The sequence below is a fragment of the Vallicoccus soli genome (genome assembly GCF_003594885.1).
Classification (GTDB): Bacteria; Actinomycetota; Actinomycetes; order Motilibacterales; family Motilibacteraceae; genus Vallicoccus; species Vallicoccus soli.
On sequence record NZ_QZEZ01000008.1, the window covers coordinates 1 to 21,487 of the forward strand.

22 protein-coding genes are annotated in these 21,487 nt (G+C 76.4%); 15 read left to right on the forward strand and 7 right to left on the reverse strand.

Annotated elements, in window-relative coordinates; all coding sequences use genetic code 11:
- Positions 1 to 64: 64 nt before the first annotated feature.
- The 3 genes from D5H78_RS15270 to D5H78_RS15280 all read right to left on the reverse strand — a co-directional run bounded on the left by D5H78_RS15270 (position 65) and on the right by D5H78_RS15280 (position 1,959).
- Positions 65 to 331, reverse strand: coding sequence for a hypothetical protein (locus D5H78_RS15270; protein WP_133412078.1), 267 nt, complete (start codon positions 329 to 331; stop codon positions 65 to 67).
- Between the two features lie 200 nt (positions 332 to 531).
- Positions 532 to 867 carry a hypothetical protein gene (locus D5H78_RS15275; RefSeq protein WP_133412079.1) on the reverse strand — a complete coding sequence of 112 codons (336 nt, stop codon included), beginning with the start codon at positions 865 to 867 and terminating at the stop codon, positions 532 to 534.
- 372 nt (positions 868 to 1,239) lie between these two features.
- A complete protein-coding gene (locus D5H78_RS15280; protein WP_218566671.1) occupies positions 1,240 to 1,959 on the reverse strand; it encodes a DNA alkylation repair protein in 720 nt (239 codons plus the stop codon).
- An 88-nt stretch (positions 1,960 to 2,047) separates the two neighbouring features.
- Here D5H78_RS15280 and hisF point away from each other — a divergent pair, with 88 nt between their 5' ends.
- The 3 genes from hisF (at position 2,048) to D5H78_RS15295 (ending at position 5,126) form a co-directional block, all read left to right on the forward strand.
- Positions 2,048 to 2,818, forward strand: coding sequence for an imidazole glycerol phosphate synthase subunit HisF (gene hisF, locus D5H78_RS15285; protein WP_119951379.1), 771 nt, complete (start codon positions 2,048 to 2,050; stop codon positions 2,816 to 2,818).
- A 164-nt stretch (positions 2,819 to 2,982) separates the two neighbouring features.
- Positions 2,983 to 4,344 carry an alpha/beta hydrolase-fold protein gene (locus D5H78_RS15290; protein WP_119951380.1) on the forward strand — a complete coding sequence of 454 codons (1,362 nt, stop codon included), beginning with the start codon at positions 2,983 to 2,985 and terminating at the stop codon, positions 4,342 to 4,344.
- Between the two features lie 95 nt (positions 4,345 to 4,439).
- Positions 4,440 to 5,126: an NADPH-dependent F420 reductase gene (locus tag D5H78_RS15295; protein ID WP_119951381.1), complete on the forward strand. Its 687-nt coding sequence runs from the start codon at positions 4,440 to 4,442 to the stop codon at positions 5,124 to 5,126.
- Between the two features lie 25 nt (positions 5,127 to 5,151).
- On the opposite strand, the gene D5H78_RS15300 is transcribed toward D5H78_RS15295, so the two are convergent.
- The 3 genes from D5H78_RS15300 to D5H78_RS15310 form a co-directional block, all read right to left on the reverse strand.
- On the reverse strand, positions 5,152 to 5,358 hold the full coding sequence (locus D5H78_RS15300; protein ID WP_119951382.1) for a hypothetical protein: 207 nt from the start codon (positions 5,356 to 5,358) through the stop codon (positions 5,152 to 5,154).
- Complete coding sequence (zwf, locus tag D5H78_RS15305) at positions 5,355 to 6,851, reverse strand: glucose-6-phosphate dehydrogenase (protein WP_119951383.1); 1,497 nt, start codon at positions 6,849 to 6,851, stop codon at positions 5,355 to 5,357. The genes D5H78_RS15300 and zwf overlap by 4 nt, the downstream gene beginning before the upstream one ends.
- 63 nt (positions 6,852 to 6,914) lie before the next feature.
- Positions 6,915 to 7,577 (reverse strand): TIGR03085 family metal-binding protein, encoded by a 663-nt coding sequence (locus D5H78_RS15310; protein ID WP_119951384.1) that lies wholly within the window; start codon positions 7,575 to 7,577, stop codon positions 6,915 to 6,917.
- Here D5H78_RS15310 and D5H78_RS15315 point away from each other — a divergent pair.
- Positions 7,576 to 9,552: an ABC transporter ATP-binding protein gene (locus D5H78_RS15315; RefSeq protein WP_218566672.1), complete on the forward strand. Its 1,977-nt coding sequence runs from the start codon at positions 7,576 to 7,578 to the stop codon at positions 9,550 to 9,552. The genes D5H78_RS15310 and D5H78_RS15315 overlap by 2 nt on opposite strands.
- A complete protein-coding gene (locus D5H78_RS15320) occupies positions 9,549 to 11,387 on the forward strand; it encodes an ABC transporter ATP-binding protein (protein ID WP_119951385.1) in 1,839 nt (612 codons plus the stop codon). The genes D5H78_RS15315 and D5H78_RS15320 overlap by 4 nt, the downstream gene beginning before the upstream one ends.
- A gap of 54 nt (positions 11,388 to 11,441) precedes the next feature.
- On the opposite strand, the gene D5H78_RS15325 is transcribed toward D5H78_RS15320, so the two are convergent.
- Positions 11,442 to 12,368 (reverse strand): sugar phosphate isomerase/epimerase family protein, encoded by a 927-nt coding sequence (locus D5H78_RS15325; RefSeq protein WP_119951386.1) that lies wholly within the window; start codon positions 12,366 to 12,368, stop codon positions 11,442 to 11,444.
- A 148-nt stretch (positions 12,369 to 12,516) separates the two neighbouring features.
- Between D5H78_RS15325 and hisI the strand changes: the two genes are divergently transcribed.
- The 10 genes from hisI (at position 12,517) to D5H78_RS15375 (ending at position 21,407) form a co-directional block, all read left to right on the forward strand.
- Positions 12,517 to 12,933 carry a phosphoribosyl-AMP cyclohydrolase gene (hisI, locus tag D5H78_RS15330; RefSeq protein WP_177891258.1) on the forward strand — a complete coding sequence of 139 codons (417 nt, stop codon included), beginning with the start codon at positions 12,517 to 12,519 and terminating at the stop codon, positions 12,931 to 12,933.
- Complete coding sequence (locus tag D5H78_RS15335) at positions 12,930 to 14,468, forward strand: anthranilate synthase component I (RefSeq protein ID WP_177891260.1); 1,539 nt, start codon at positions 12,930 to 12,932, stop codon at positions 14,466 to 14,468. Before hisI ends, D5H78_RS15335 begins: the two co-directional genes overlap by 4 nt.
- Positions 14,465 to 15,124 (forward strand): Trp biosynthesis-associated membrane protein, encoded by a 660-nt coding sequence (locus D5H78_RS15340; protein WP_119951387.1) that lies wholly within the window; start codon positions 14,465 to 14,467, stop codon positions 15,122 to 15,124. The genes D5H78_RS15335 and D5H78_RS15340 overlap by 4 nt, the downstream gene beginning before the upstream one ends.
- 214 nt (positions 15,125 to 15,338) lie before the next feature.
- Complete coding sequence (gene trpC, locus D5H78_RS15345; protein ID WP_119951388.1) at positions 15,339 to 16,151, forward strand: indole-3-glycerol phosphate synthase TrpC; 813 nt, start codon at positions 15,339 to 15,341, stop codon at positions 16,149 to 16,151.
- Positions 16,148 to 17,425, forward strand: coding sequence for a tryptophan synthase subunit beta (gene trpB, locus D5H78_RS15350; protein WP_119951389.1), 1,278 nt, complete (start codon positions 16,148 to 16,150; stop codon positions 17,423 to 17,425). The genes trpC and trpB overlap by 4 nt, the downstream gene beginning before the upstream one ends.
- A complete protein-coding gene (trpA, locus tag D5H78_RS15355; protein ID WP_119951390.1) occupies positions 17,422 to 18,246 on the forward strand; it encodes a tryptophan synthase subunit alpha in 825 nt (274 codons plus the stop codon). Before trpB ends, trpA begins: the two co-directional genes overlap by 4 nt.
- Before the next feature lie 124 nt (positions 18,247 to 18,370).
- On the forward strand, positions 18,371 to 19,045 hold the full coding sequence (locus tag D5H78_RS20565) for a MauE/DoxX family redox-associated membrane protein (protein WP_218566673.1): 675 nt from the start codon (positions 18,371 to 18,373) through the stop codon (positions 19,043 to 19,045).
- Positions 19,042 to 19,809, forward strand: a complete 768-nt coding sequence (locus tag D5H78_RS15365) for a DsbA family protein (protein ID WP_119951391.1) — start codon at positions 19,042 to 19,044, stop codon at positions 19,807 to 19,809. Before D5H78_RS20565 ends, D5H78_RS15365 begins: the two co-directional genes overlap by 4 nt.
- Before the next feature lie 18 nt (positions 19,810 to 19,827).
- A complete protein-coding gene (lgt, locus tag D5H78_RS15370) occupies positions 19,828 to 20,703 on the forward strand; it encodes a prolipoprotein diacylglyceryl transferase (protein ID WP_119951392.1) in 876 nt (291 codons plus the stop codon).
- Positions 20,700 to 21,407, forward strand: coding sequence for a VIT1/CCC1 transporter family protein (locus tag D5H78_RS15375; RefSeq protein WP_218566674.1), 708 nt, complete (start codon positions 20,700 to 20,702; stop codon positions 21,405 to 21,407). The genes lgt and D5H78_RS15375 overlap by 4 nt, the downstream gene beginning before the upstream one ends.
- Positions 21,408 to 21,487 lie beyond the last annotated feature (80 nt).

Below are 21,487 nucleotides of genomic sequence, written 5' to 3' on the forward strand. Positions count from 1 at the left end.
TTCGACACCCATCACTTCGCCCGGAGGTCCTCCCTCACGTCAACAACGTCCGTGGGCACTACAGCTAGTCCCGTTGCATCCTGACGGGTTCGCCTACGTGGTCCGAGCGCCCGCAGCAGTGCTCCCACTCCCGCGGCCGGAAGATGATGGGCTTCTGGCAGATGGCGCACATGCTCTTCAGCGGCCGCTTGCGGTCAATTACGACCCGTAGCAACCACGCGGAGAACTTTTTCCATTCCACTTCCTCGGCAGGCTCGCGCGGCTCCTCTGCTCGGTATTCGTGCTGCACCGCGCGCAGGACCATGGACAGACTCGGCTTGTACTCAGGCACGGCCCGCTCCACTCTCGCACTCCTGAGCCACAGCAGGCAGGCTAGGGGCTCAACGGCGGCCGCAAGTCCTCGGCGCGCAACCGATCAGTCAGCCCAATGCCGGCGCGGGATGCACTCAGGGAGGACGACCAGTCGTCAACGCCGGGGGCTGCTCGAAGTACCACGAGTGGTGACCCGCCGCCCCGTCCCCGCACGATGGGTCAGGCGTCGTCCTGTCCGTTGAACGTCACCTCGAGAAAGTCGTGAGGTGCTGTGATGATCCGCCTGAGGGAGTTCACGTAGTCGGCCTTCGCGGCGCACCTCAGCCGCACTACCTCGCCCGGCGCCACAGAGACCAGGAAAGGCGCGCTGCGCGTCCAGTCGATACGCACTTGGACCTCATGGTCGCCCGTAGCCACGGGAAAGGACCTCTCCTCGCCCGCACGAATGCTGCCTGCTCTGGCCCCATCGACGTACACGCGATAAGCGCGCATGACGCTGTTCGCCTCGTAGACGCGGAAGAGCCGGATCTCGGCAGCGGACTCCACGCGGCTCACGTCCTCGGGCTGGCTCGTCTTACGGCACGGCGCCTACCGCCCAAGAGCCTAGTGCTGGGTGAAGGACAGACATATCTGCCGGACGGAGGCATCCGGTGACGTTGTGCGGCTGCATCGACTGCTGCAGCCACGCCCCTTTCGGCGCCCCGCCTGTGGACGCACCCGTGACACAAGGTTCGTGTCCTGGCGCGCACAGGCCCGCGCGTCCCGTAGACGAACCGCCGGCGGGAACCCTGCAGGTCAGAGGCTGCGTCCAGGCGTCGTCCCGGTAGACCGGTCCGGTGACGATCCCCACAGCGGCAGGGCTCACGGCACAACCGGCGCTGGTGCACGGGGCGTGGTGTCCGCCGCGGAAGCGGCAGCTCCTCCCGCTCACCGACCCGTGAAGCGCGCACGCTGGGCCGGGAGCAGTTTCGCGGTGGCCGCGCGCAGCGCGGGACGCGGCATCCGGGCCGCGTGGGCGTCGAGGAACGCGGTGACCGCGTCGGGGTCGAGCCCGCCGGCGTGCTTGAGCAGCGTCCCGACGGCGAGGTGGACGAGCGGGTCGGGGTCGTCGGCGAGGGCGGCGGCCAGCGCGAGGACGTCGGCGAGGTCGGACCTGTCGCCGTACCGCACGAACCAGAGCGGGGCGGTGACGGCGGTGCGCCGCCGCAGCGGGTCGGCGGCGGCCGCGAGTTCGTGCAGCGGCGCGCGGGAGCGCCGGAGCAGGTGCCCGCCCACGACGCTGGGCGCCGCCCGGTCGACCATGTCCCAGGTGGTGATCCGGTCGTGGTGCCCCAGGTAGAGCCCGTACAGCCGCGCGCGCTCCGCCTCGGTCGCGCGACGAGCCCTGGCCCGGACGTCGAGGATGCAGAGCGCGCCCATGCGGACCTCGTACAGGTCGCTGGCGAACAGCCGCTCGACCTCCGCCAGCGGCATGGCCGCGTGCGACCGGGCGGTCTCGAACAGGTCGCGCATCCGGATGCCGCAGGTGTCGTCCCCGGGCCCGAGCCGCTTGCGGATCAGGGCGACCTCGGCGGGGGAGCAGCGCTCGCGCAGGGCGGCGACGAGCTCCTGCGCGGTCGGCGCCCCCGCGCCGGGCGCACGGTCCACGGTCCCCTCCTCGTCGGCCACGTCCTCAGGACCGCGCGGCCACCCGCGGGTCATCGGTCGTGCCGTCCTCACCTCCTAGGCTGGGCGCATGAGTGTCGCCGTCCGCGTGATCCCCTGCCTCGACGTCGACGCCGGCCGCGTCGTCAAGGGCGTCAACTTCCAGGACCTGCGCGACGCCGGCGACCCGGTGGAAATGGCCAAGGTGTACGACGCCGAGGGCGCCGACGAGCTGACGTTCCTCGACATCACCGCGTCCAGCGGCGACCGCGAGACGACGTACGAGGTGGTGTCCCGGACCGCGGAGCAGGTGTTCATCCCGCTGACCGTCGGCGGGGGCGTGCGCTCGGTCGCCGACGTGGACCGGCTGCTGCGCGCCGGGGCGGACAAGGTGGGCGTCAACACCGCCGCGGTCGCGCGCCCGGAGCTCGTCGCGGAGATCGCCGACCGCTTCGGCTCGCAGGTCCTCGTGCTGTCGGTCGACGCCCGCCGCTGCGCTCCCGGCACGACGACGGCCAGCGGGTACGAGGTCACGACGCACGGCGGCCGGCGCGGCACCGGCATCGACGCGGTGGAGTGGGCCGCGCGCGCCGAGGCGCTCGGCGCGGGCGAGGTCCTGCTGAACTCCATGGACGCGGACGGCACCAAGGCCGGGTACGACGTCGAGATGGTCCGGGCGGTCCGCGAGGCCGTGCGCGTCCCGGTGGTCGCCAGCGGGGGCGCGGGCGCGCTCGAGCACTTCGCGCCGGCGGTCGACGCCGGCGCCGACGCGGTCCTCGCGGCAAGCGTGTTCCACTTCGGGCAGCTGCGCATCGGCGACGTCAAGCAGGCCCTCGCCGCGCACGGCGCGCCGGTGCGCTGAGGCGGCCCGCGCCCCGGGACCGTCGACACGGGGGCCCGGGGGCGGCATGATCCGGGGCAGCCGGTCGCCCTGCCCGGCCCGGCACGCCCGTGCCGCCCCGCCCTCCGGCGGGGCGGCCCCCTTCAGCGTGGAAGGTCCGGCTGCCCATGACTGGCCCCCGCACGATGCCCCTCCGCCTCCTGGCGGTCGCCGCGACGGCGACCGCCCTCGTCGTCCCCGCCGGCGCCGCCGGCGCCGCCCCGCGCACGAACCCCGTCGTCCGCGCCGAGGTCGTCACCGAGGTCACCCCGCTCGGCTGGAAGGTGGTGGCGGTCGCCCTCGAGCACAGCCGCCGCCTCGACATCACCCGCGCCGCGACCGCGAGCGGCGCGTTCACCGTCACCGCGACGGTCGGCGGCGAGACCGCCGAGCGCACCGTCACGGACGTCTACTCCAGCGACGAGCCCGCCGTGGACCGGCAGGGAGCGCGCGGCAGCGCCGGGCGCTGGCTCGTCCTGGAGCTCGACGAGGACGACGCGAACGCCGGCGCCCTCGTCTACGACGTCACCCGCGGCCAGAACGACCCCGTGCCGCTCGAGGGCGCGTACGCGGTCCGCCAGACCGAGCGGGTGGAGGACCCGCGCACCGGCACGGTCCTGCCCGCCTCGCCGTTCGTGGTCCGCAACCAGGGCGTCGTCAGCCCCGAGGTCGAGGACTTCACCGCGCTGACGTACACCGACTCCGCCGGCACGACCCTGCCGTTCCGCCTCTACCAGCCCGAGGCGTACCGCGAGGACCCCGACGCGGACCGCGAGTACCCGCTCGTGGTGTTCCTGCACGGCGGCGGCGAGCGCGGCACGAACAACATCACCCAGATCACGGCCAACCGCGGCGCCGTCACCTTCACCGAGCCGGAGCGCCAGGCGGAGGACCCGGCGTTCGTGCTGGCGCCCCAGGTGCCGCCGGGCCGGGAGAACAGCTGGGTGAGCCCGCCGGTGCAGGCCGCGATGCTCGAGCTCGTCCAGCGCATCGCCCGTACGAGGCCCGTCGACCGCGACCGCCTCTACCTCACCGGCCTGTCCATGGGCGGGTACGGCAGCTTCGACGTGCTGCCCGAGCGCCCCGGCCTGTTCGCCGGCGCGCTCGTCATCGCCGGCGGGGGCAACGCCGAGCGGATGCGGCGCATCGTCGACGTGCCGCTGTGGATCACGCACTCCGTCGACGACCCCACGGTCGACTACACCGCCGGCTCGCTGGCCAACGTCCGGGCGCTGGAGCGGGCCGGCGCCGAGGTCGTGCGCGGCACCTGGCCGGGCGACCTCGACGAGCGGACCCGCGAGGCCGAGGCGCGGCGCCTGCTGCGCGTCGCCGACCGCCGGGGGAGCCACACCCTGTTCACGACCTTCGCCGCCGGCACGACGCCCGTGAGCCCGCACTGGTCGTGGGTGCCGACGTACGAGAACGACGTCATGGTCGACTGGCTGCTGGACCAGGACCGCTCCGAGCGCACCGCCCGGGCCGGTACGGCGCTCGTCGCGGCGCCCTGAGCGCGCGGCGGCCCGCCCCCGCTCCCGGCGAGGGGGACGGGCCGCCGCAGTGGCGCCGCGGAACAGGCTGGGCCCGCGCCGACTTGGCCACGGGCATGACGACGATCGGCTTCATCGGCAGCGGCAACATCGGCAGCACCCTCGCCCGCCTCGCGCTCGCGGCGGGCCACGAGGTGGTGCTCAGCAACAGCAGGGGCCCGGAGACCCTCACGGACCTCGTCGCGGACCTCGGCGACGCCGCGCGCGCCGGGACCGCCGAGGAGGCCGCGGCCGCCGGCGACCTCGTGGTGCTGACCGTGCCGCTGCGCGCCTACCGCGACGTCCCCGCCGCGCCGCTGGCGGGCAAGGTGGTCGTGGACACCTGCAACTACTACCCGGAGCGGGACGGCGCGTTCCCCGAGCTCGACGAGGAGTCGACGACCACCTCCGAGCTCGTGCAGGCGCACCTCGGGTCCGCGCGGGTCGTCAAGGCGTTCGGCAACATCTTCTTCCGCAACCTCGCCGAGCTCGGCCGTCCGAGCGGCAGCCCCGAGCGCAGCGCCCTGCCCGTCGCGGGCGACGACGCACCCGCCAAGGCCGACGCCGTCGCGTTCCTCGACGCCGTCGGCTACGACGCCGTCGACGTCGGCCCCCTCGCCGAGGGCTGGCGCTACCAGCGCGACACGCCCGCGTACGTGGCGCCGTACGCCGACACCGAGCGGGACATGGCCTCGCGGCAGGCGACGGCCCGGGACCTCGAGCCGCTGCTGGCGGCGGCGCAGCGCTACCGCGACATGGCCTGACGCGGGCGTCGGCGGCGCGCCCGGCTCAGCGCCGGGCGCGCCAGCGGTCGGCGAGCGCGTCACCGGCGACGCCGACGAGGAGCATCGCCACGGCGAAGAGCAGGCCGGCGACGAGGGCCGTCCCGGCGCCCTCGCCGTCGCCGAGCACCGGGGTGAGGGTCAGCAGGCCGTACGCGACCCCGGCGGCGACAGCGGAGCCGGCGTGCCGGCGCCACCGCCCGCCGGGCCTCACCGCGTCCCGCGCCAGGTCCGCTCGAACGGCAGGCGCCAGGCGTGGGGCGCGATGAGCTGGTGGATCGCGTTCGGGCCCCACGAGCCGACGCCGTACGGCTTGACGGGCGGCGGGTCGGTGAGCAGCGGGATCGAACGCTCCCACAGGCTCTCGATGCCCTCGGCCGTCGTGAAGAGCGTGTGGTCCCCGCGCATCGCGTCGAGGATGAGCCGCTCGTACGCCTCCAGCACGTCGCGCGCCCGGCTGGTGTCGTGCGTGGAGAACTGCATGGACAGCTTGTCCAGGCGCATCCCCGGCCCGGGGCGCTTGCCGTAGAACGACAGCGACACCTTGGTCTCGTCGGCGAGGTCGAAGGTCAGGTGGTCCGGGCCCTGCGTGCCGACGCCCGAGCCGGCCGGGAACATCGACTTCGGCGCCTCCTTGAAGGCGATCGAGATGATGCGCTGGCCCTCGGCCATCTTCTTCCCCGTGCGCAGGTAGAAGGGGACGCCGGCCCAGCGCCAGTTGTCGATGTGCGCCTTGAGCGCGATGAAGGTCTCGGTGTCGGACTCGCTGTCGACGCCCTTCTCCTCGCGGTAGCCGATGTACTGCCCGCGCACGACGTCCTCCGGGTCCACCGGCTGCAGCGACCGGAAGACCTTGTTCTTCTCCTCGCTGATCGCGCGCGGCTCCAGCGCCGTCGGCGGCTCCATGGCGACGAAGGCCATGATCTGGAACAGGTGGGTCACGACCATGTCCTTGTACGCGCCCGTGGCCTCGTAGAAGCCCGCGCGCGCGTCGAGCCCCAGGGTCTCGGGCACGTCGATCTGCACGTGGTCGATGAAGTTGCGGTTCCAGATCGGCTCGAAGAGGCCGTTGGCGAAGCGGACGGCGAGGATGTTCTGCGCCGACTCCTTGCCGAGGAAGTGGTCGATCCGGAAGATCTGCTGCTCGTCGAAGACCGCGTGGACCTCGTCGTTGAGCTGGATCGCGCTCTTCAGGTCGGTGCCGAACGGCTTCTCCATGACGACCCGCGAGCGCTCGACGAGCTTCGCGTCGCGCAGCATCGTGATGACCGCGAGCGCCGCCTTGGGCGGGACGCTGAGGTAGTGCAGGCGCAGCACGTCCTCGCCGAGCTCGTCCTCCGCCTCCGCGACCGCGGCCGCGAGCGCCTCGGGCCCCGCGCTCTGCGGCACGTAGCGCAGCCGGCGGGCGAACCGCTGCCACTGCTCCTCGTCCAGGGTGCGGCTGCTGAACTCGGTCACGGCCTGGTGGGCGAACTCGCGGAACTGCTCGCTCGTCATGTCCTCGAGGCTCGTGGCGACGACCTCGATGTCCGGCGTGAGCGACGACAGCGCCAGGTGGGTCAGCCCCGGCAGCAACTTGCGGCGGGACAGGTCGCCGGTGCCGCCGAAGAGGACGACCACGTGCGGGGCCAGCTGCTCGGGCTCGCGCACCGGGCGCACCTCGTACGGCGCGGGGTAGGCGATGCTCTGGGGTCGGGTAGCCACCATGGGCCGATCGTGCCACCGCCGCGACGGCCCGTGCGCGTCGGCCCGCCGTGCCGCGGTGGCGCGTCAGAGCCCGACGCGCGCCCCGGCGAGGCGCTGCACGTCCTCCTCGGCGCCGTCGACCCGCACCCGCGCGGCCCGCCCGCGCCCGGTGGCGTGCAGGAGCAGCTCCGACGGCGGGCCCTCGACGAGCACGCAGCGCCCGGCGCGCCGGGCCACCACCTCGCCGAGCGGGCGGCCGGAGCCGGGCAGCGCCGCCCGCAGGACCACGCCCACGGGGGCGCGCCGGTAGGCGAGCGGGGCCTGGCGCCGCAGGGAGCCCCAGAGCTCCTCCTCGACGCGGCGGTCGAGCCCGCGCGGCTCCCAGCCGTCGGCGCCGCGGCGCACGTCCTCGTGGTGGACGTACATCTCCACGGTGTCGACGACCCGGGCGAGGGCGGGCAGCGACAGCGGCGACCAGGCCGGCGGACCCTGGCGCACCTGCCCGACGAGCTCCGGCCAGGGCAGCGCCGCCCGGCCGGCGCGCACCCGGTCGGTCCAGGGCGCGAGGGCCGGCAGCACGGCTCCGGGCGCGGCGTCCGGGCGGCGGTCGCGCACGACGAGGTGCGCGGCGAGGTCGCGGGTCGTCCAGCCCTCGCAGAGGGTGGGTGCGTCGGGTCCGATGCGGTCGAGGAGGTCGGCGAGGGCCGCGCGCTCGTCGGCCGCGACGTCGGGGCGGGTGCGCGTCATGGGGCCGATCCTGGCGCGCGGCGCCCGCGAGCGCGAGCCGCCGGGAATGTCGGTGGCCGGTGGCACCTTGCCCGTGGTGGGCTGCGGCCCGGCGGTCGCCGGGACGGGCCGCGGACGCGTGCGACGGGAGCGGCGGGTGGCGGGGGCGACGAGGCGGCGCTGGACCGACGAGGGGCGCAGCGTGCTGCTGCGCGGCCTGGGCGTCCTGGGCAGCGGCATCCGGCGCGAGCCGCGGCTGTTCGGGGTGGCGCTCGCCGGGAGCGCGCTCTACGGCGTCATGACGGTCGGCACCTCGTGGGCGCTGGGCCGGGTGACCGACCGCGTCGTGCTGCCCGCCTTCGCCGAGGGCCGTACGACGACCGGCGCCCTCGCCGGGGCCTTCGCCCTGCTGGTCGCGGTGTCGCTCGCCAAGAGCGTCGGGATCGTCGGGCGCCGCGTCGGCGCCGCGCGGATGCAGTACGCGCTGCAGGCCGGCGACCGCCGCGCCGTCACCCGCCAGTACCTCCGCCTGCCCCTGTCCTGGCACCACCGCCACCCGACGGGCCAGCTGCTGAGCAACGCCAACGCCGACGTCGAGGCGACGTGGTACCCGGTGGCACCGATGCCCATGGCGGTCGGCGTGCTCGTCATGCTCGCGGTCGCCGCGGTGGCGATGCTCCTCGTCGACGTCGTCCTGGCGCTCGTCGGGTTCCTCGTGTTCCCGGCGATCTTCGCGCTCAACGTCGTGTACCAGCGCCGCCTCAGCCCGCGCGCGACGCGGGCCCAGCAGCTGCGCGCCGAGGTCAGCGAGGTGGCGCACGAGTCGTTCGACGGCGGCCTCGTCGTCAAGACGCTGGGGCGCGAGGAGGAGGAGACCGCGCGGTTCCGCCGCTCCGCGGAGGCGCTGCGCGACGCGCAGGTGCAGGTGGGCCGGGTCCGCGGGGTCTTCGACCCGCTGCTCGAGGCCCTGCCGAACCTCGGCGTCCTCGGGGTCCTCGTCGTCGGCTCGATGCGGATCGAGGCCGGGGCGATCGGCGCGGCCGAGCTGGTGCAGGTCGCCTACCTCTTCACGCTGCTCGCCTTCCCGGTGCGGGCGATCGGCTGGGTCCTCGGGGAGATCCCGCGCAGCGTCGTCGGCTACGACCGGGTGCGCCGGGTCCTCGAGGCGACCGGCGGGCTGCCGTACGGCGGCGTGGCCCCGGCGACCGGCGGGCCGGTGGACCTCTCGGTGCGCGGGGTGCGCTTCGCGTACGACACCGCCGACGGCCCGGTCGACGTGCTCCACGACATCGCCCTGGACGCGCGGCCCGGCCAGGTCGTCGCCGTCGTCGGCCCGACCGGCGCCGGGAAGTCCACGCTCACCAACCTGCTCGTCCGGCTCGTCGACCCCGCCGCGGGGGAGGTCCTGCTCGACGGCACCGACGCGCGCGAGCTCGTCCCGGGCGGGGTGGCCGCCCGCGCGGCCCTGGTGCCGCAGCAGTCCTTCCTCTTCGACGACGACGTGCGCGGCAACGTCACCCTCGGCGCCGACGTGCCCGACGAGCGGGTGTGGGCCGCCCTGCGCCTGGCGCAGGCCGACGGCTTCGTCGCCGCGCTCCCGCAGGGCCTGGACACCCGGGTGGGGGAGCGGGGCTCGTCGCTGTCCGGGGGGCAGCGCCAGCGGCTCGCGCTGGCCCGCGCCGTGGTGCGGCGCCCGCGCCTGCTCGTGCTCGACGACGCGACGAGCGCCGTCGACCCCTCGGTCGAGGCCGCCATCCTCGCCGGGCTGCGCGACCCGTCGGAGGCCATGGCGCCGGCGACGGTCGTCGTCGTGGCCTACCGCAAGGCGACCATCACGCTGGCCGACGAGGTGGTCTACGTCGAGCGCGGGCGCGTCGCCGCCCGCGGCACCCACCGCGCGCTGCTCGCCGGGTCCGAGGGCTACCGGCGCCTGGTGACGGCGTACGAGCAGCAGGCCGACGAGTCCACCGGCGAGCGCAGCGGGGTGGTCGCGTGAGCAGCACCGGCACGGCCGGCCCGGCCGGCGCGACGGCGCCGACCCGCCCGACCACCGGCACGAGCATCGGGTCGGGCGCCGAGCCCGGCGCCCTCGCCACGCTCCGGCGCGGCCTCGCGCTGTCCCCCGAGTTCCTCGCCGGGATCTGGGTGACCCTGTTCCTCGCGCTCGTCGCGACCGCCGGGCGCGTGGTCGTGCCGGTCGCGGTGCAGCAGGTCGTCGACCGCGGCCTGCAGGGCGGGGCGGGGCCCGACCTGGGCTTCGTGCGGACGGTCGCCCTGCTCGCCGCAGGTGCGGTGCTCCTCACGGCCGCGGCGGCGTACGCGATGAACGTGCGGCTCTTCCGCACGACCGAGACCGGACTGGCGGCCCTGCGGGTGCGCGCCTTCCGGCACGTGCACGACCTCTCCGTGCTGACGCAGAGCACCGAGCAGCGCGGCTCCCTGGTGTCGCGGGTGACGAGCGACGTCGACACCATCAGCACGTTCATGCAGTGGGGCGGGCTGCTGCTCGTCGTCAGCGTCGGGCAGCTCCTCGTCGCCACGGTGCTCATGGCGTTCTACTCGTGGCAGCTCACGCTGCTCGTCTGGCTCTCGTTCCTGCCGCTGTTCCTCCTGCTGCGGACCTTCCAGCGGCGGGTGTCCGCGGCGTACGGGCTCGTGCGCGCCCGGGTGGGCGCGCTGCTCGGCGCGGTGTCCGAGGCCGTGGTCGGCGCGAGCACCGTGCGCGCCTACGCGGTGGAGGCCCGCACGCAGCGGCGGGTCGACGAGGCCGTCGAGCGGCACCGCGTCGCCGCGGTCCGGGCCGTGTGGCCGGTCGTCCTGTCCTTCACCGCCGCCGAGGTCGTGGCCGGAGTGGCGACGGGAGCGGTGGTGGTCGTCGGCGTCCTGCTCGGCGTCGGCGGCGACCTCACCCTCGGCCAGCTGCTCGCGTTCCTCTTCCTCGTCACGCTCTTCATCAGCCCCGTCCAGGTCGGCACCGAGGTGCTCAACGAGGCGCAGAACGCGATCGCCGGCTGGCGGCGGGTGCTGGGGGTGCTCGACACCCGCCCCGACGTGGCCGACCCGGGCCCGGGCGGCGTCGAGCAGCGGCGCGGCCCGCTCGAGGTCCGCTTCGAGCACGTGTCCTACGCCTACCCGTCGGGGCCGACGGTCCTGCACGACGTCGACCTGACCATCGCCCCGCAGACCCGGGTCGCGATCGTCGGCGAGACCGGCTCGGGCAAGACCACCTTCGCCAAGCTGCTGACCCGGCTCATGGACCCCACCGAGGGCCGCGTCCTCGTCGACGGCGTCGACCTGCGCGACCTGCGCTCGTCCTCGCTGCGCGCCCGGGTCGTCATGGTCCCGCAGGACGGCTTCCTCTTCGACGCCCCGCTGCGCGACAACATCGCCTTCGGCCGCCCCGGTGCGCCCGACGAGCTCATCGAGCTCGCGCTCACCGAGCTCGGGCTCGCCGGCTGGCTCGAGGGCCTGGCGCACGGGCTCGACACGCCCGTGGGCCAGCGCGGGGAGTCGCTGTCGGCCGGCGAGCGCCAGCTCGTGGCGCTCGCCCGGGCGTACCTCGCCGACCCCGACCTGCTGGTGCTCGACGAGGCGACGTCCTCCGTGGACCCGGCCACCGAGGTCCGGCTCCAGCGCGCGCTGGAGGGGCTCACCCGCGGCCGCACCGCCATCTCGATCGCGCACCGGCTGTCCACGGCCGAGGCGGCCGACGAGGTGCTCGTCGTGGACCGCGGGCGGGTCGTCGAGCGCGGTCCGCACGCCGAGCTGGTGCGCGCCGGCGGCACGTACGCCGCGCTGCACCGCTCGTGGGCGGCGCAGCAGGCCCTCTGACACCTCCGACACCCGGGAGGGCGGCGCCCGCCGGACCGGCGGGCGCCGCGGCGCTCAGACCCGGCGCGTGACGCGCAGGCTGCGCAGGTGGTCGTACGACCGGCGCGCGGTGCGGACGGGGTCGGGCTGCTCGTCGCGCTCGATGACGTAGTGGTGCGCGGCGGGGTGGCGCAGGTACCCGAGGATGTCGGCGAAGTCGACGACGCCGTCGCCGAGGTCCGTCTCGAGCCCGGCGACCGGGTCGCCGTCCTTGAGGTGCAGCAGCGGGAACCGCCGCTCGAAGCGCCGCAGGTACGGCCGCGGGTCGGTCCGCGCCCGCAGGATCCAGTAGAGGTCCATCTCGAACCACACCAGGTCCGGGTCGGTCTCCGCGAGCCACACGTCGAACAGCACCTCGCCGGTCTGCGGGTCGGTGTGGAACTCGTTGTCGTGCAGGTGCGCGTACCAGCGCAGCCCGTGCTGCCGCGCCTTCGCGCCCCAGGAGTTCATCTCCTCGGCCATGCGGCGGTAGCCGTCGGCGGTCTGCTCGCCGTCCATGTACGACACGCCGACGTACTCCTGGCCGAGGACCGCGGCCCGCTCCAGCGTGACGTCGGCGGCCTCGCCCCGGAAGTCGTACGGGTGGTGGTGGCTCCCCACGATCTCCAGGCCGTTCGCGTCCGCGAGGCGCCGGAAGCCGGCCGGGCTGCGGCCGCCGTAGTCGTACGCCGGCTCGATCTCGGCGTAGCCCGCCTCCGCCAGCATCGCGAGCGTGCGGGCGGGGGCCGCGGCCAGCATGTCGCGGACCGAGTAGAGGCCGAAGCCGATCTTGCCCGGGGGGACCGGTCGGCCGTGGCGCCAGGACGCCGCGGACGCCGCGGCGGGCGCGGCGGTGCCGGCGCCGAGGGCCGTCGCACCGCCGAGGGCACCGAGGGCGCCGAGGCCCTGCAGCAGGGAGCGGCGGGTGGGTCCGGTGCCCGACGGGTGGGAGGGGGAGCGCATGCGACCTGCTTCCGTAGGAGGACGACGTACCCCGTATCCACCCAGACCGGGCCGGCAGCCGCAAGACCCTCCGTGCTCGTACCGTCACGGAACGGTGGGGGGCCGCCGGGTGCCCGGGACGGCGCGGCCACCCGGCAGGATGGGGAGCATGCCCGACGCGCTCCCCGGCCAGCCCGCCCCCGGCCAGCCCGCTCCCGGCCAGCCCGCCCTCGACCCCGCGGTCGCCGCGCGGCTCAAGCGCACCGCCGACGGCCTCGTCGCCGCGGTGGCGCAGCAGCACGACACCGGCGAGGTGCTCATGGTCGGCTGGATGGACGACGAGGCCCTGCGCCGCACGCTGACCTCGGGGCGGGCGACGTACTGGAGCCGCAGCCGTCGGGAGTACTGGCGCAAGGGCGACACGTCCGGGCACGTCCAGCGCGTGGTCGAGGTGCGGCTCGACTGCGACGGCGACGCGCTGCTCGTGCGCGTCGACCAGACCGGGGCCGCCTGCCACACCGGGGACCGCACCTGCTTCGACGCCGACGTGCTCCCGCTCGCGCTGCCCGCGGAGGTGGCCCCGTGACCGGCCCGACGACGCCGGACCTCGCGGCGTTCCGCGTCCTGGCCAAGGACCGCCGGGTCGTCCCCGTCGTGCGGCGCCTGCTCGCCGACGGCGAGACCCCCGTGGGCGTCTACCGCAAGCTCGCCCGGGAGCGGCCCGGCACGTTCCTGCTCGAGTCGGCCGAGCACGGCGGCGTCTGGTCGCGCTACTCCTTCGTCGGCGCCCGCTCCGCAGCGGTCCTCACCGAGCGCGACGGCGAGGCCGTCTGGCAGGGCACCCCGCCCGACGGCCTGCCGTCCGGGGGCGACCCCCTCCGGGCCCTGCGCGCGACGGTGGAGGCGCTGCGGACCCCGCGCCTGCCGGACCTGCCGCCGCTGACCGGCGGGCTCGTCGGGTTCATCGGGTACGACGCCGTGCGCCGCCTCGAGCGCCTGCCCGAGCTCGCGGCCGACGAGCTGCACCTGCCCGAGCTCGGGATGATGCTCGCGACCGACCTCGCCGTCCTCGACCACGCCGACGGCACGGTGCTGCTCATCGCCAACGCGGTGAACTGGGACGACAGCGACGAGCGGGTCGACGAGGCGTACGCGGACGCCGTCGCCCGCCTCGACCGGATGACCGCCGAGCTCGCGACGCCCGCGCCGCCGACGGTCGCGGCGTTCGACGAGTCCGCGGCCCCGCGCGTCGAGCGGCGCACCGAGCGGGACCGCTTCCTGGCCAGCGTCGAGCGTGCCAAGGAGGAGATCCGCGCCGGCGAGGCGTTCCAGGTGGTCGTGAGCCAGCGCTTCGAGGTGGCCACGAGCGCCAGCGCGCTGGACGTCTACCGGGTGCTGCGGGTGACCAACCCGAGCCCCTACATGTACCTGCTGCGCTTCGCCGGCCCCGACGGCGGCCCGGAGGGCGGCTTCGACGTCGTGGGCTCGAGCCCCGAGGCCCTCGTCAAGGTGAGCGGGGGCCGCGCCATGACCCGGCCGATCGCGGGCACCCGCTGGCGCGGGGCCACGCCCGACGAGGACACCCGCCTCGAGGAGGAGCTGCTCGCCGACGAGAAGGAGCGTGCCGAGCACCTCATGCTCGTCGACCTCGGCCGCAACGACCTCGGCCGGGTCTGCTCGCCCGGCACCGTCGAGGTCGTCGACTTCATGACGGTCCGCCGCTACAGCCACGTCATGCACATCGAGTCGACCGTCGTGGGGCAGGTGGCGCCCGGGCACCTCGCGTTCGACGTACTCACCGCCTGCTTCCCCGCCGGCACGCTGAGCGGCGCCCCGAAGCCGCGGGCCATGGAGATCATCGAGGAGCTCGAGCCGGCGCGGCGCGGCGTCTACGGGGGCGTCGTCGGCTACCTCGACTTCGCCGGCGACCTCGACGCGGCGATCGCGATCCGCACCGGGGTGCTGCGCGACGGGCGGGCGTACGTGCAGGCCGGCGGCGGCATCGTCGCCGACTCCGACCCGGCGGCCGAGGACCAGGAGTCGCGCAACAAGGCGGCGGCGGTGCTGCGCGCCGTGGCCGTCGCGGAGACGCTGACGCCCCCCGCGCCCGCCGCGCCGTGACCCGGGTCCGCCCCCTCGCCGTGGCGGCGGTCGCCGTCGGCGGGGCCCTGGCCCTGGCCACGGCCGGGCGCCCGTGGGCGCGGGCGAGCGAGGCTCCGGCGCCCGGCCTGCCCGCGCTGCCGGTCGAGCTCACCGGCGGCGACCTCGCCGGGCCCGTCGGGGCGCTCGGGCTCGCCGGGCTCGCCGCCGCCGCGGCCCTGCTCGCCGTGCGCGGCGCGGCCGCCCGGCTCGTCGGGCTCCTCGCGCTCGCGCTCGGGGCCGGGGTCGTCGCGTACGCGTGGGCCGGCGCCCGCGCCGACGGCGGCCCGGGCGCCGCCGAGGTCCTGTCCCGCACCGCGTGGCCCTGGGCGTGCCTCGCCGGCGGGGTCCTCCTCGTCGTCGGCGGCGCCCTGGCCCTCGTGCACGGGGGCCGCTGGTCGGGCCTGTCCGGCCGGTACGACGCCCCGGGCGCCCGCGCCGCCGGCCCCGGGGCCACCCGGCCGCAGGCCGGTCCGCCCCCGGCCGGGCCGGGGGGCGCAGGGGGCGCGGGGGGCGCGGGGGGCGCGGGGGGCGCGGGCGGCGCGCACGCAGCGCCCGGTGCGACCGGGGAGGGGCCGGCGGCCGGCCGCGCGGCCTGGGACGCCCTCGACGCGGGCGACGACCCCACCGCCCGCTGAGGGCCGCCGTGGCGCCGCACGGCCGGCGCGCGCCCGACCGGTGCGTACTCGTCCGGTCACGCTCCGGCAGGAGCGTCCGGCGACCGCGGCAGGGCGCCCACCCCGGGGCGTGCTTGTCGGGCCCGCGCTCTACCCTGCACTGACCGGCCCGAACCCCGGCCCGGCAGCGGCCCCCCGGGCCGCGCGGGCCGTCGACAGACAAGGGGACCACCGCGTGAGCGTGCTCGACGAGATCCTCGACGGTGTGCGCGCGGACCTCGCCGAGCGCCAGCAGCGCGTCCCGCTCGAGGAGCTCAAGGAGCGGGTGGCCCGGCGCGACCCGGCCCGCGACGTCCTCGGCCGCCTGCGGGCGCGCGGGGTCGACGTCATCGCCGAGGTCAAGCGCGCGAGCCCGAGCCGGGGCGCCCTCGCGCCCATCGACGACCCCGCCGCGCTGGCCCGGGAGTACGAGGCGGGCGGCGCCAGCATCATCAGCGTCCTCACCGAGGGCCGGCGCTTCGGCGGCAGCCTCGCCGACCTCGACGCGGTGCGCGCGGCGGTCGACGTCCCCGTGCTGCGCAAGGACTTCGTGGTGAGCAGCTACCAGCTGTGGGAGGCCCGGGCGCACGGCGCCGACCTCGTGCTGCTCATGGTGGTCTCCCTCGACCAGAACGCGCTCGTCTCCCTCGTGGAGCGGGCCGAGTCGCTGGGCCTGTGCCCGCTGGTCGAGGTGCACGACGCGCAGGAGGTCGAGCGCGCCGTCGACGCCGGCGCCCGCCTCATCGGGGTCAACAACCGCGACCTGCGCACCCTGCAGGTCGACCCGGGCACCTTCGCCCGGGTCGCGCCGCTCATCCCGGACGGCGTCGTCAAGGTCGCCGAGTCCGGGGTGCGCAGCCCGCACGACGTCATCGAGTTCGCCCGCGCCGGGGCGGACGCCGTCCTCGTCGGCGAGACGCTGGTGACCGGGCGCGACCCGCGCGCCTCGGTCGCCGACCTCGTCGCCGCCGGCGCCCACCCGGCCCTGCGCCAGGGGAGGTCCCAGTGACCGCCACCGTCCCGCCCGTCGGCACCCCCGTGGGCCACTTCGGCCCCTACGGCGGGCGCTTCGTGCCCGAGGCCCTCATGGCCGCGCTCGACGAGCTCGCCGCCGCGTGGGAGGCCGCGCGGGTCGACCCCGCCTTCCGCGAGGAGCTCGACGGGCTCCAGCGGGACTACACGGGCCGCCCGAGCCCGCTGACCGAGGTGCCGCGCTTCGCCGCGCACGCCGGCGGCGCCCGGGTGCTCCTCAAGCGCGAGGACCTCAACCACACCGGCAGCCACAAGATCAACAACGTGCTGGGCCAGGCCTTGCTGACCCGCCGCATGGGCAAGCGGCGGGTCATCGCGGAGACGGGCGCCGGCCAGCACGGCGTCGCCACGGCCACGGCCGCCGCGCTGTTCGGCCTGGACTGCACGGTCTACATGGGCGAGGTCGACACCCGCCGGCAGGCGCTCAACGTCGCCCGCATGCGCCTGCTCGGCGCGGAGGTCGTGCCCGTCGCCGCCGGCTCGGCCACGCTCAAGGACGCCATCAACGAGGCGATGCGCGACTGGGTCACCCACGTCGGGACCACGCACTACCTGCTCGGCACCGTCACCGGGCCGCACCCGTTCCCCGCCATGGTCCGCGACCTGCACCGCGTCATCGGCGACGAGGCCCGCGCCCAGGTCCTCGAGCGCGTCGGGCGGCTCCCCGACGCCGTCGCCGCGTGCGTCGGCGGCGGCTCCAACGCCATGGGCATCTTCGCGGCGTTCCTCGACGACGCGGGGGTGCGCCTGCACGGCTACGAGGCGGGCGGCGAGGGCGTCTCGACCGGGCGCCACTCGGCCTCCATCACCGGCGGGTCCCCGGGCGTGCTGCACGGCGCCCGGTCGTACGTCCTGCAGGACGAGATGGGCCAGACGGTGGAGTCGCACTCGGTGAGCGCGGGCCTGGACTACCCGAGCGTCGGGCCCGAGCACGCCCACCTGCACGACACCGGCCGCGCGACGTACGAGCCCGTCGACGACGCCGAGGCCATGGAGGCGTTCCGGCTGCTCTGCCGCACCGAGGGGATCATCCCGGCGATCGAGTCCGCGCACGCGCTGGCCGGCGCGCTGCGCCTCGGCCGCGAGCTCGGGCCCGACGGCGTGCTGCTCGTCAACCTGTCCGGCCGCGGCGACAAGGACGTCGACACCGCCGCCCGCTGGTTCGGCGTCGTCAGCGACGAGGAGATCGTCGAGGCCGCCGAGGCCACCGTGGAGGCCCCCGTCGAGGAGGGGTCGGGGGAGGGCTGGTGAGCCGGCTCTCCGAGGTCCTGGCCGGCGCTCGCGCCGAGGGGCGCGCCGCGCTGGTGGGCTACCTGCCCGCGGGCTACCCCAGCGTCGAGGGGTCCGCGGAGGCGTGCCGCGCGCTCGTGGCCGGCGGGTGCGACGTCGTCGAGGTGGGGCTGCCCTACTCCGACCCGCTCATGGACGGCCCGGTCATCCAGGCCGCGGCCGAGGCCGCCCTGCGCGCCGGCACCCGCACCGGGGACGTCGTCCGGGTCGCCGGCGCCGTCGCCGCCACCGGCGCCGCCGCGCTCGTCATGAGCTACTGGAACCCGGTCGAGCGCTACGGCGTCGACCGCTTCGCCGACGAGCTCGCCGCCGCCGGCGGCAGCGGGGTCATCACCCCGGACCTCACCCCCGACGAGGGCGGCGCCTGGCACGCGGCGACCGGGCGCACCGGCCTGGACCGGATCTACCTCGTGGCCCCGTCGTCCACCGACGAGCGCATCGCCTGGACCGTCCAGCACTGCAGCGGCTTCGTGTACGCCGCGTCGACCATGGGCGTCACCGGCGCGCGCACCTCCGTCGCCGGCACCGCGCGGTCGCTCGTCGAGCGGGTCCGCCGCGCCACCGACCTGCCGGTGTGCGTCGGGCTCGGCGTCTCGACGGCGGAGCAGGCGGCCGAGGTGGCGGGCTACGCCGACGGCGTCATCGTCGGCTCGGCGTTCGTGCGCCGGCTGCTCGACGCGGAGCGCGCCGGTCGGCCCGCGGACGGGGTCGAGGGCGTGCGCGCGCTGGCGGAGGAGCTGGCGGCGGGGGTGCGGGCGGCCCCGCGGCCCGCCCCGGCCTGACCCCGTGAGGACCGCCACGGGCGCGGCGGGGAACTCCCCGCGGTCCCCAGGGGTCTGACCGGGAGGACGGGGCCCGCGGGCGGGCACGGCGGGCTGCGGCCCGCGGAGCGAGGGGAGCGGTGCGGTGACCACGACCGGCACGCGCGGCGGGCGCCCGGGCACCGCGCGCCGGCGGCTCCCGACCGCCCTCGCCCGCGCGCTGCCCTGGGCCGGGCTGGCGGCGCGCCTCGTGCTCGGCGGCGTCCTCCTCGTCGCCGGGCTGCTCAAGGTCGGCGACACCGACGCCTCGGTGCGCGCGGTCCGGGCGTACGAGCTCCTGCCCGACGCGGTGGAGACCGTCGTCGGCCAGGTGCTGCCCCTCGCCGAGGTGGCGCTCGGCGCGCTGCTGCTCCTGGGGGCGCTCACCCGCTGGGCCGCGCTGGCCGGCGGGCTGCTCATGCTGGCCTTCAGCGTCGGCATCGCCTCGGCCTGGGCGCGCGGGCTGTCCATCGACTGCGGCTGCTTCGGCGGTGGCGGGATCGTCGAGGACGACCGGCCGGCGGCGGCCCGCTACCTGCCCGAGCTGCTGCGCGACGCGGGCCTGGCCGTGCTCGCCGCGCTGCTCGTCGCGCGCCCGCGCACCCCGTTCTCGCTGGACCCCGGGGACGGGCGCACCCCGCAGGACGCCGACGACGACCCCGACCACCCCGACCACCCCGACCACGCCGACCACGCCGACCACGCCGACCACGCCGACCACGCCGACCACGCCGACCACGCCGACCACCCCGACCACCCCGAGGAGGGCCCCCGCCCGTGACCAGCCAGCCGACGCCCTCCCGCAAGGCCGCCCGCGCGGAGCTCGCCGCCCGCCGCCGCGCCGAGGCCGAGGCCGCGCGCCGCCGCGAGCGGCTCGTGCGCGCCGGCGTCGTCGGGCTCGTGCTGGCCGCGGTCGTCGTCGCCGGGGTCGTGCTGGCCGTGCGCGACCGCAACGCCTCCGAGGAGGCCGCGCGCCAGCCGGTGCCGGCCGGTGCCACGGGCGTCGGCGGGGGCATCGCGGTCGGCCCGGCGGACGCGCCGGTGCTGGACCTCTGGGAGGACTTCCAGTGCCCGGCCTGCGCGCAGCTCGAGCGCACGACCGGGCCGACCATCGAGCAGCTCGTCGACGACGGGGAGCTGCGGGTCGTCTACCACCCGCTGTCCTTCCTCGACGACAACCTCGGCAACGACGCCAGCCGGCGCTCCGCCGCGGCCGCCGGGTGCGCGGCGGACGCGGGCGTGTTCCGCGAGTACCACGACGCCGTGTTCGCCGCGCAGCCCGCCGAGGAGGGCGTCGGCTACACCGACGAGCAGCTCCTCGAGGCCGGGCGCACCGCCGGGCTCGACGGGGCCGCGTACGACACCTTCGCCACCTGCGTCGACGAGGGCCGGTACGACGGCTGGGTGCGCCAGGTGGCGGACAGCCAGGACGAGGCCGACGTGCGCGGCACCCCGACGCTGCGCCTCGACGGGCGCACGCTGGAGGGCCCGGAGCTCACGCCCGAGGGCCTGACGGCCGCGGTCCGCGCCGCCGCCGCCTCCTGAGCAGTAGCCTCGACCCCCGTGATCCTCGCCAGCATCCCGAGCCCGTCGCAGGGGGTGTGGCACCTCGGGCCCTTCCCGCTGCGGGCCTACGCGCTGTGCATCATCGCCGGCATCGTCGCCGCCGTCGTCATCGGCGAGCGGCGGTGGGTCGCCCGCGGCGGGCGGCCCGGGACCGTCGGCGACGTCGCCGTGTGGGCGGTGCCCGCCGGCATCGTCGGCGGCCGGCTCTACCACGTGCTGTCGACCCCGCAGCCGTACTTCGGTGAGGGCGGGCGGCCCCTGGACGCGCTCAAGGTCTGGGAGGGCGGGCTCGGCATCTGGGGCGCGGTCGTCCTCGGCGGGGTGGGCGCCTGGATCGGCTGCCGGCGCCGCGGCATCCCGCTGCCGCCCTTCGCCGACGCCATCGCGCCGGGCATCGCCGTCGCGCAGGCGCTCGGCCGCTGGGGCAACTGGTTCAACCAGGAGCTCTTCGGGCGGCCGACCGACCTGCCGTGGTCCTTGGAGATCGACCCGCAGCACCGGCCCGACGAGTTCGCCGACGTGGCCACCTTCCACCCGGCCTTCCTGTACGAGTCGCTCTGGTGCCTGCTCGTGGCGGGGGCCGTCGTCCTGGCGGACCGCCGCTGGCGCCTCGGCCACGGCCGGGTCTTCGCGCTGTACGTCGCGCTGTACTGCCTGGGGCGCTCGGTCTTCGAGGCGCTGCGCGTCGACCCCGCCAACGACGTGCTCGGCCTGCGCGTGAACCAGTGGGTGGCGCTGCTCGTCATGCTCGGGGCCGTCGCCTACCTCGTCGTGTCGGCGCGGCGCCGGCCCGGGCGCGAGGCGGAGGTCGAGCCGCCGGCGCAGGACGCGCTGGCGGCCGGCGGCGAGGGCGGGCCCGGGGCCCGGCCGTGAGCGTCAGCGGGGCCGAGGTCCACCACGAGCACCGCGACGTCACCGGCGGCTGGCTGCGCCCGGCGGTCTTCGGCGCGATGGATGGGCTCGTGTCCAACGCCGCCCTCATCGCCGGCGTCGCCGGCGGGGGAGCGGCGCCGCGCACCGTGGTGCTCGCGGGCGTCGCCGGGCTGGCCTCCGGCGCGTTCTCCATGGCCGCGGGGGAGTACACCTCGGTCGCCTCCCAGCGCGAGCTCACCCGCGCGGAGCTCGACGTCGAGCGCCGGGAGCTGCTGCGCAACCCCGAGGCGGAGCGGGCCGAGCTCGCCGCGGTGTACGTCGCGCGCGGGGTCGACCCCGACCTCGCCGACCGGGTCGCGGCCCAGCTCTCGCGCGACCCCGAGCAGGCGCTCGAGGTGCACGCGCGGGAGGAGTTGGGCGTCGACCCCGGCGACCTGCCCTCGCCCGCGCTGGCCGCCGGCTCCTCCTTCGCCTCCTTCGCCCTCGGGGCGCTCGTGCCGCTGCTGCCCTACCTGCTCGGGGCCCGCGCGCTCGCGCTCGCGGTCGCCGCGGCCCTGGCCGGGCTCTTCCTCTGCGGCGCCGTCGTCGGGCGCATCACCGCCCGGCCCTGGTGGTGGACCGGCGGGCGCCAGCTCGTGCTGGGCGCGCTGGCCGCGGGCCTGAGCTGGCTGCTGGGCGGCCTGGTGGGCGCCGGGCTCGGCTGAGGCGCTGACGGCGCCGGCGGACCCGTACGATGGGCGGCGCCCCCTCGGCAGCCGCACCGACCCGGAGACCCCGGGTCGCG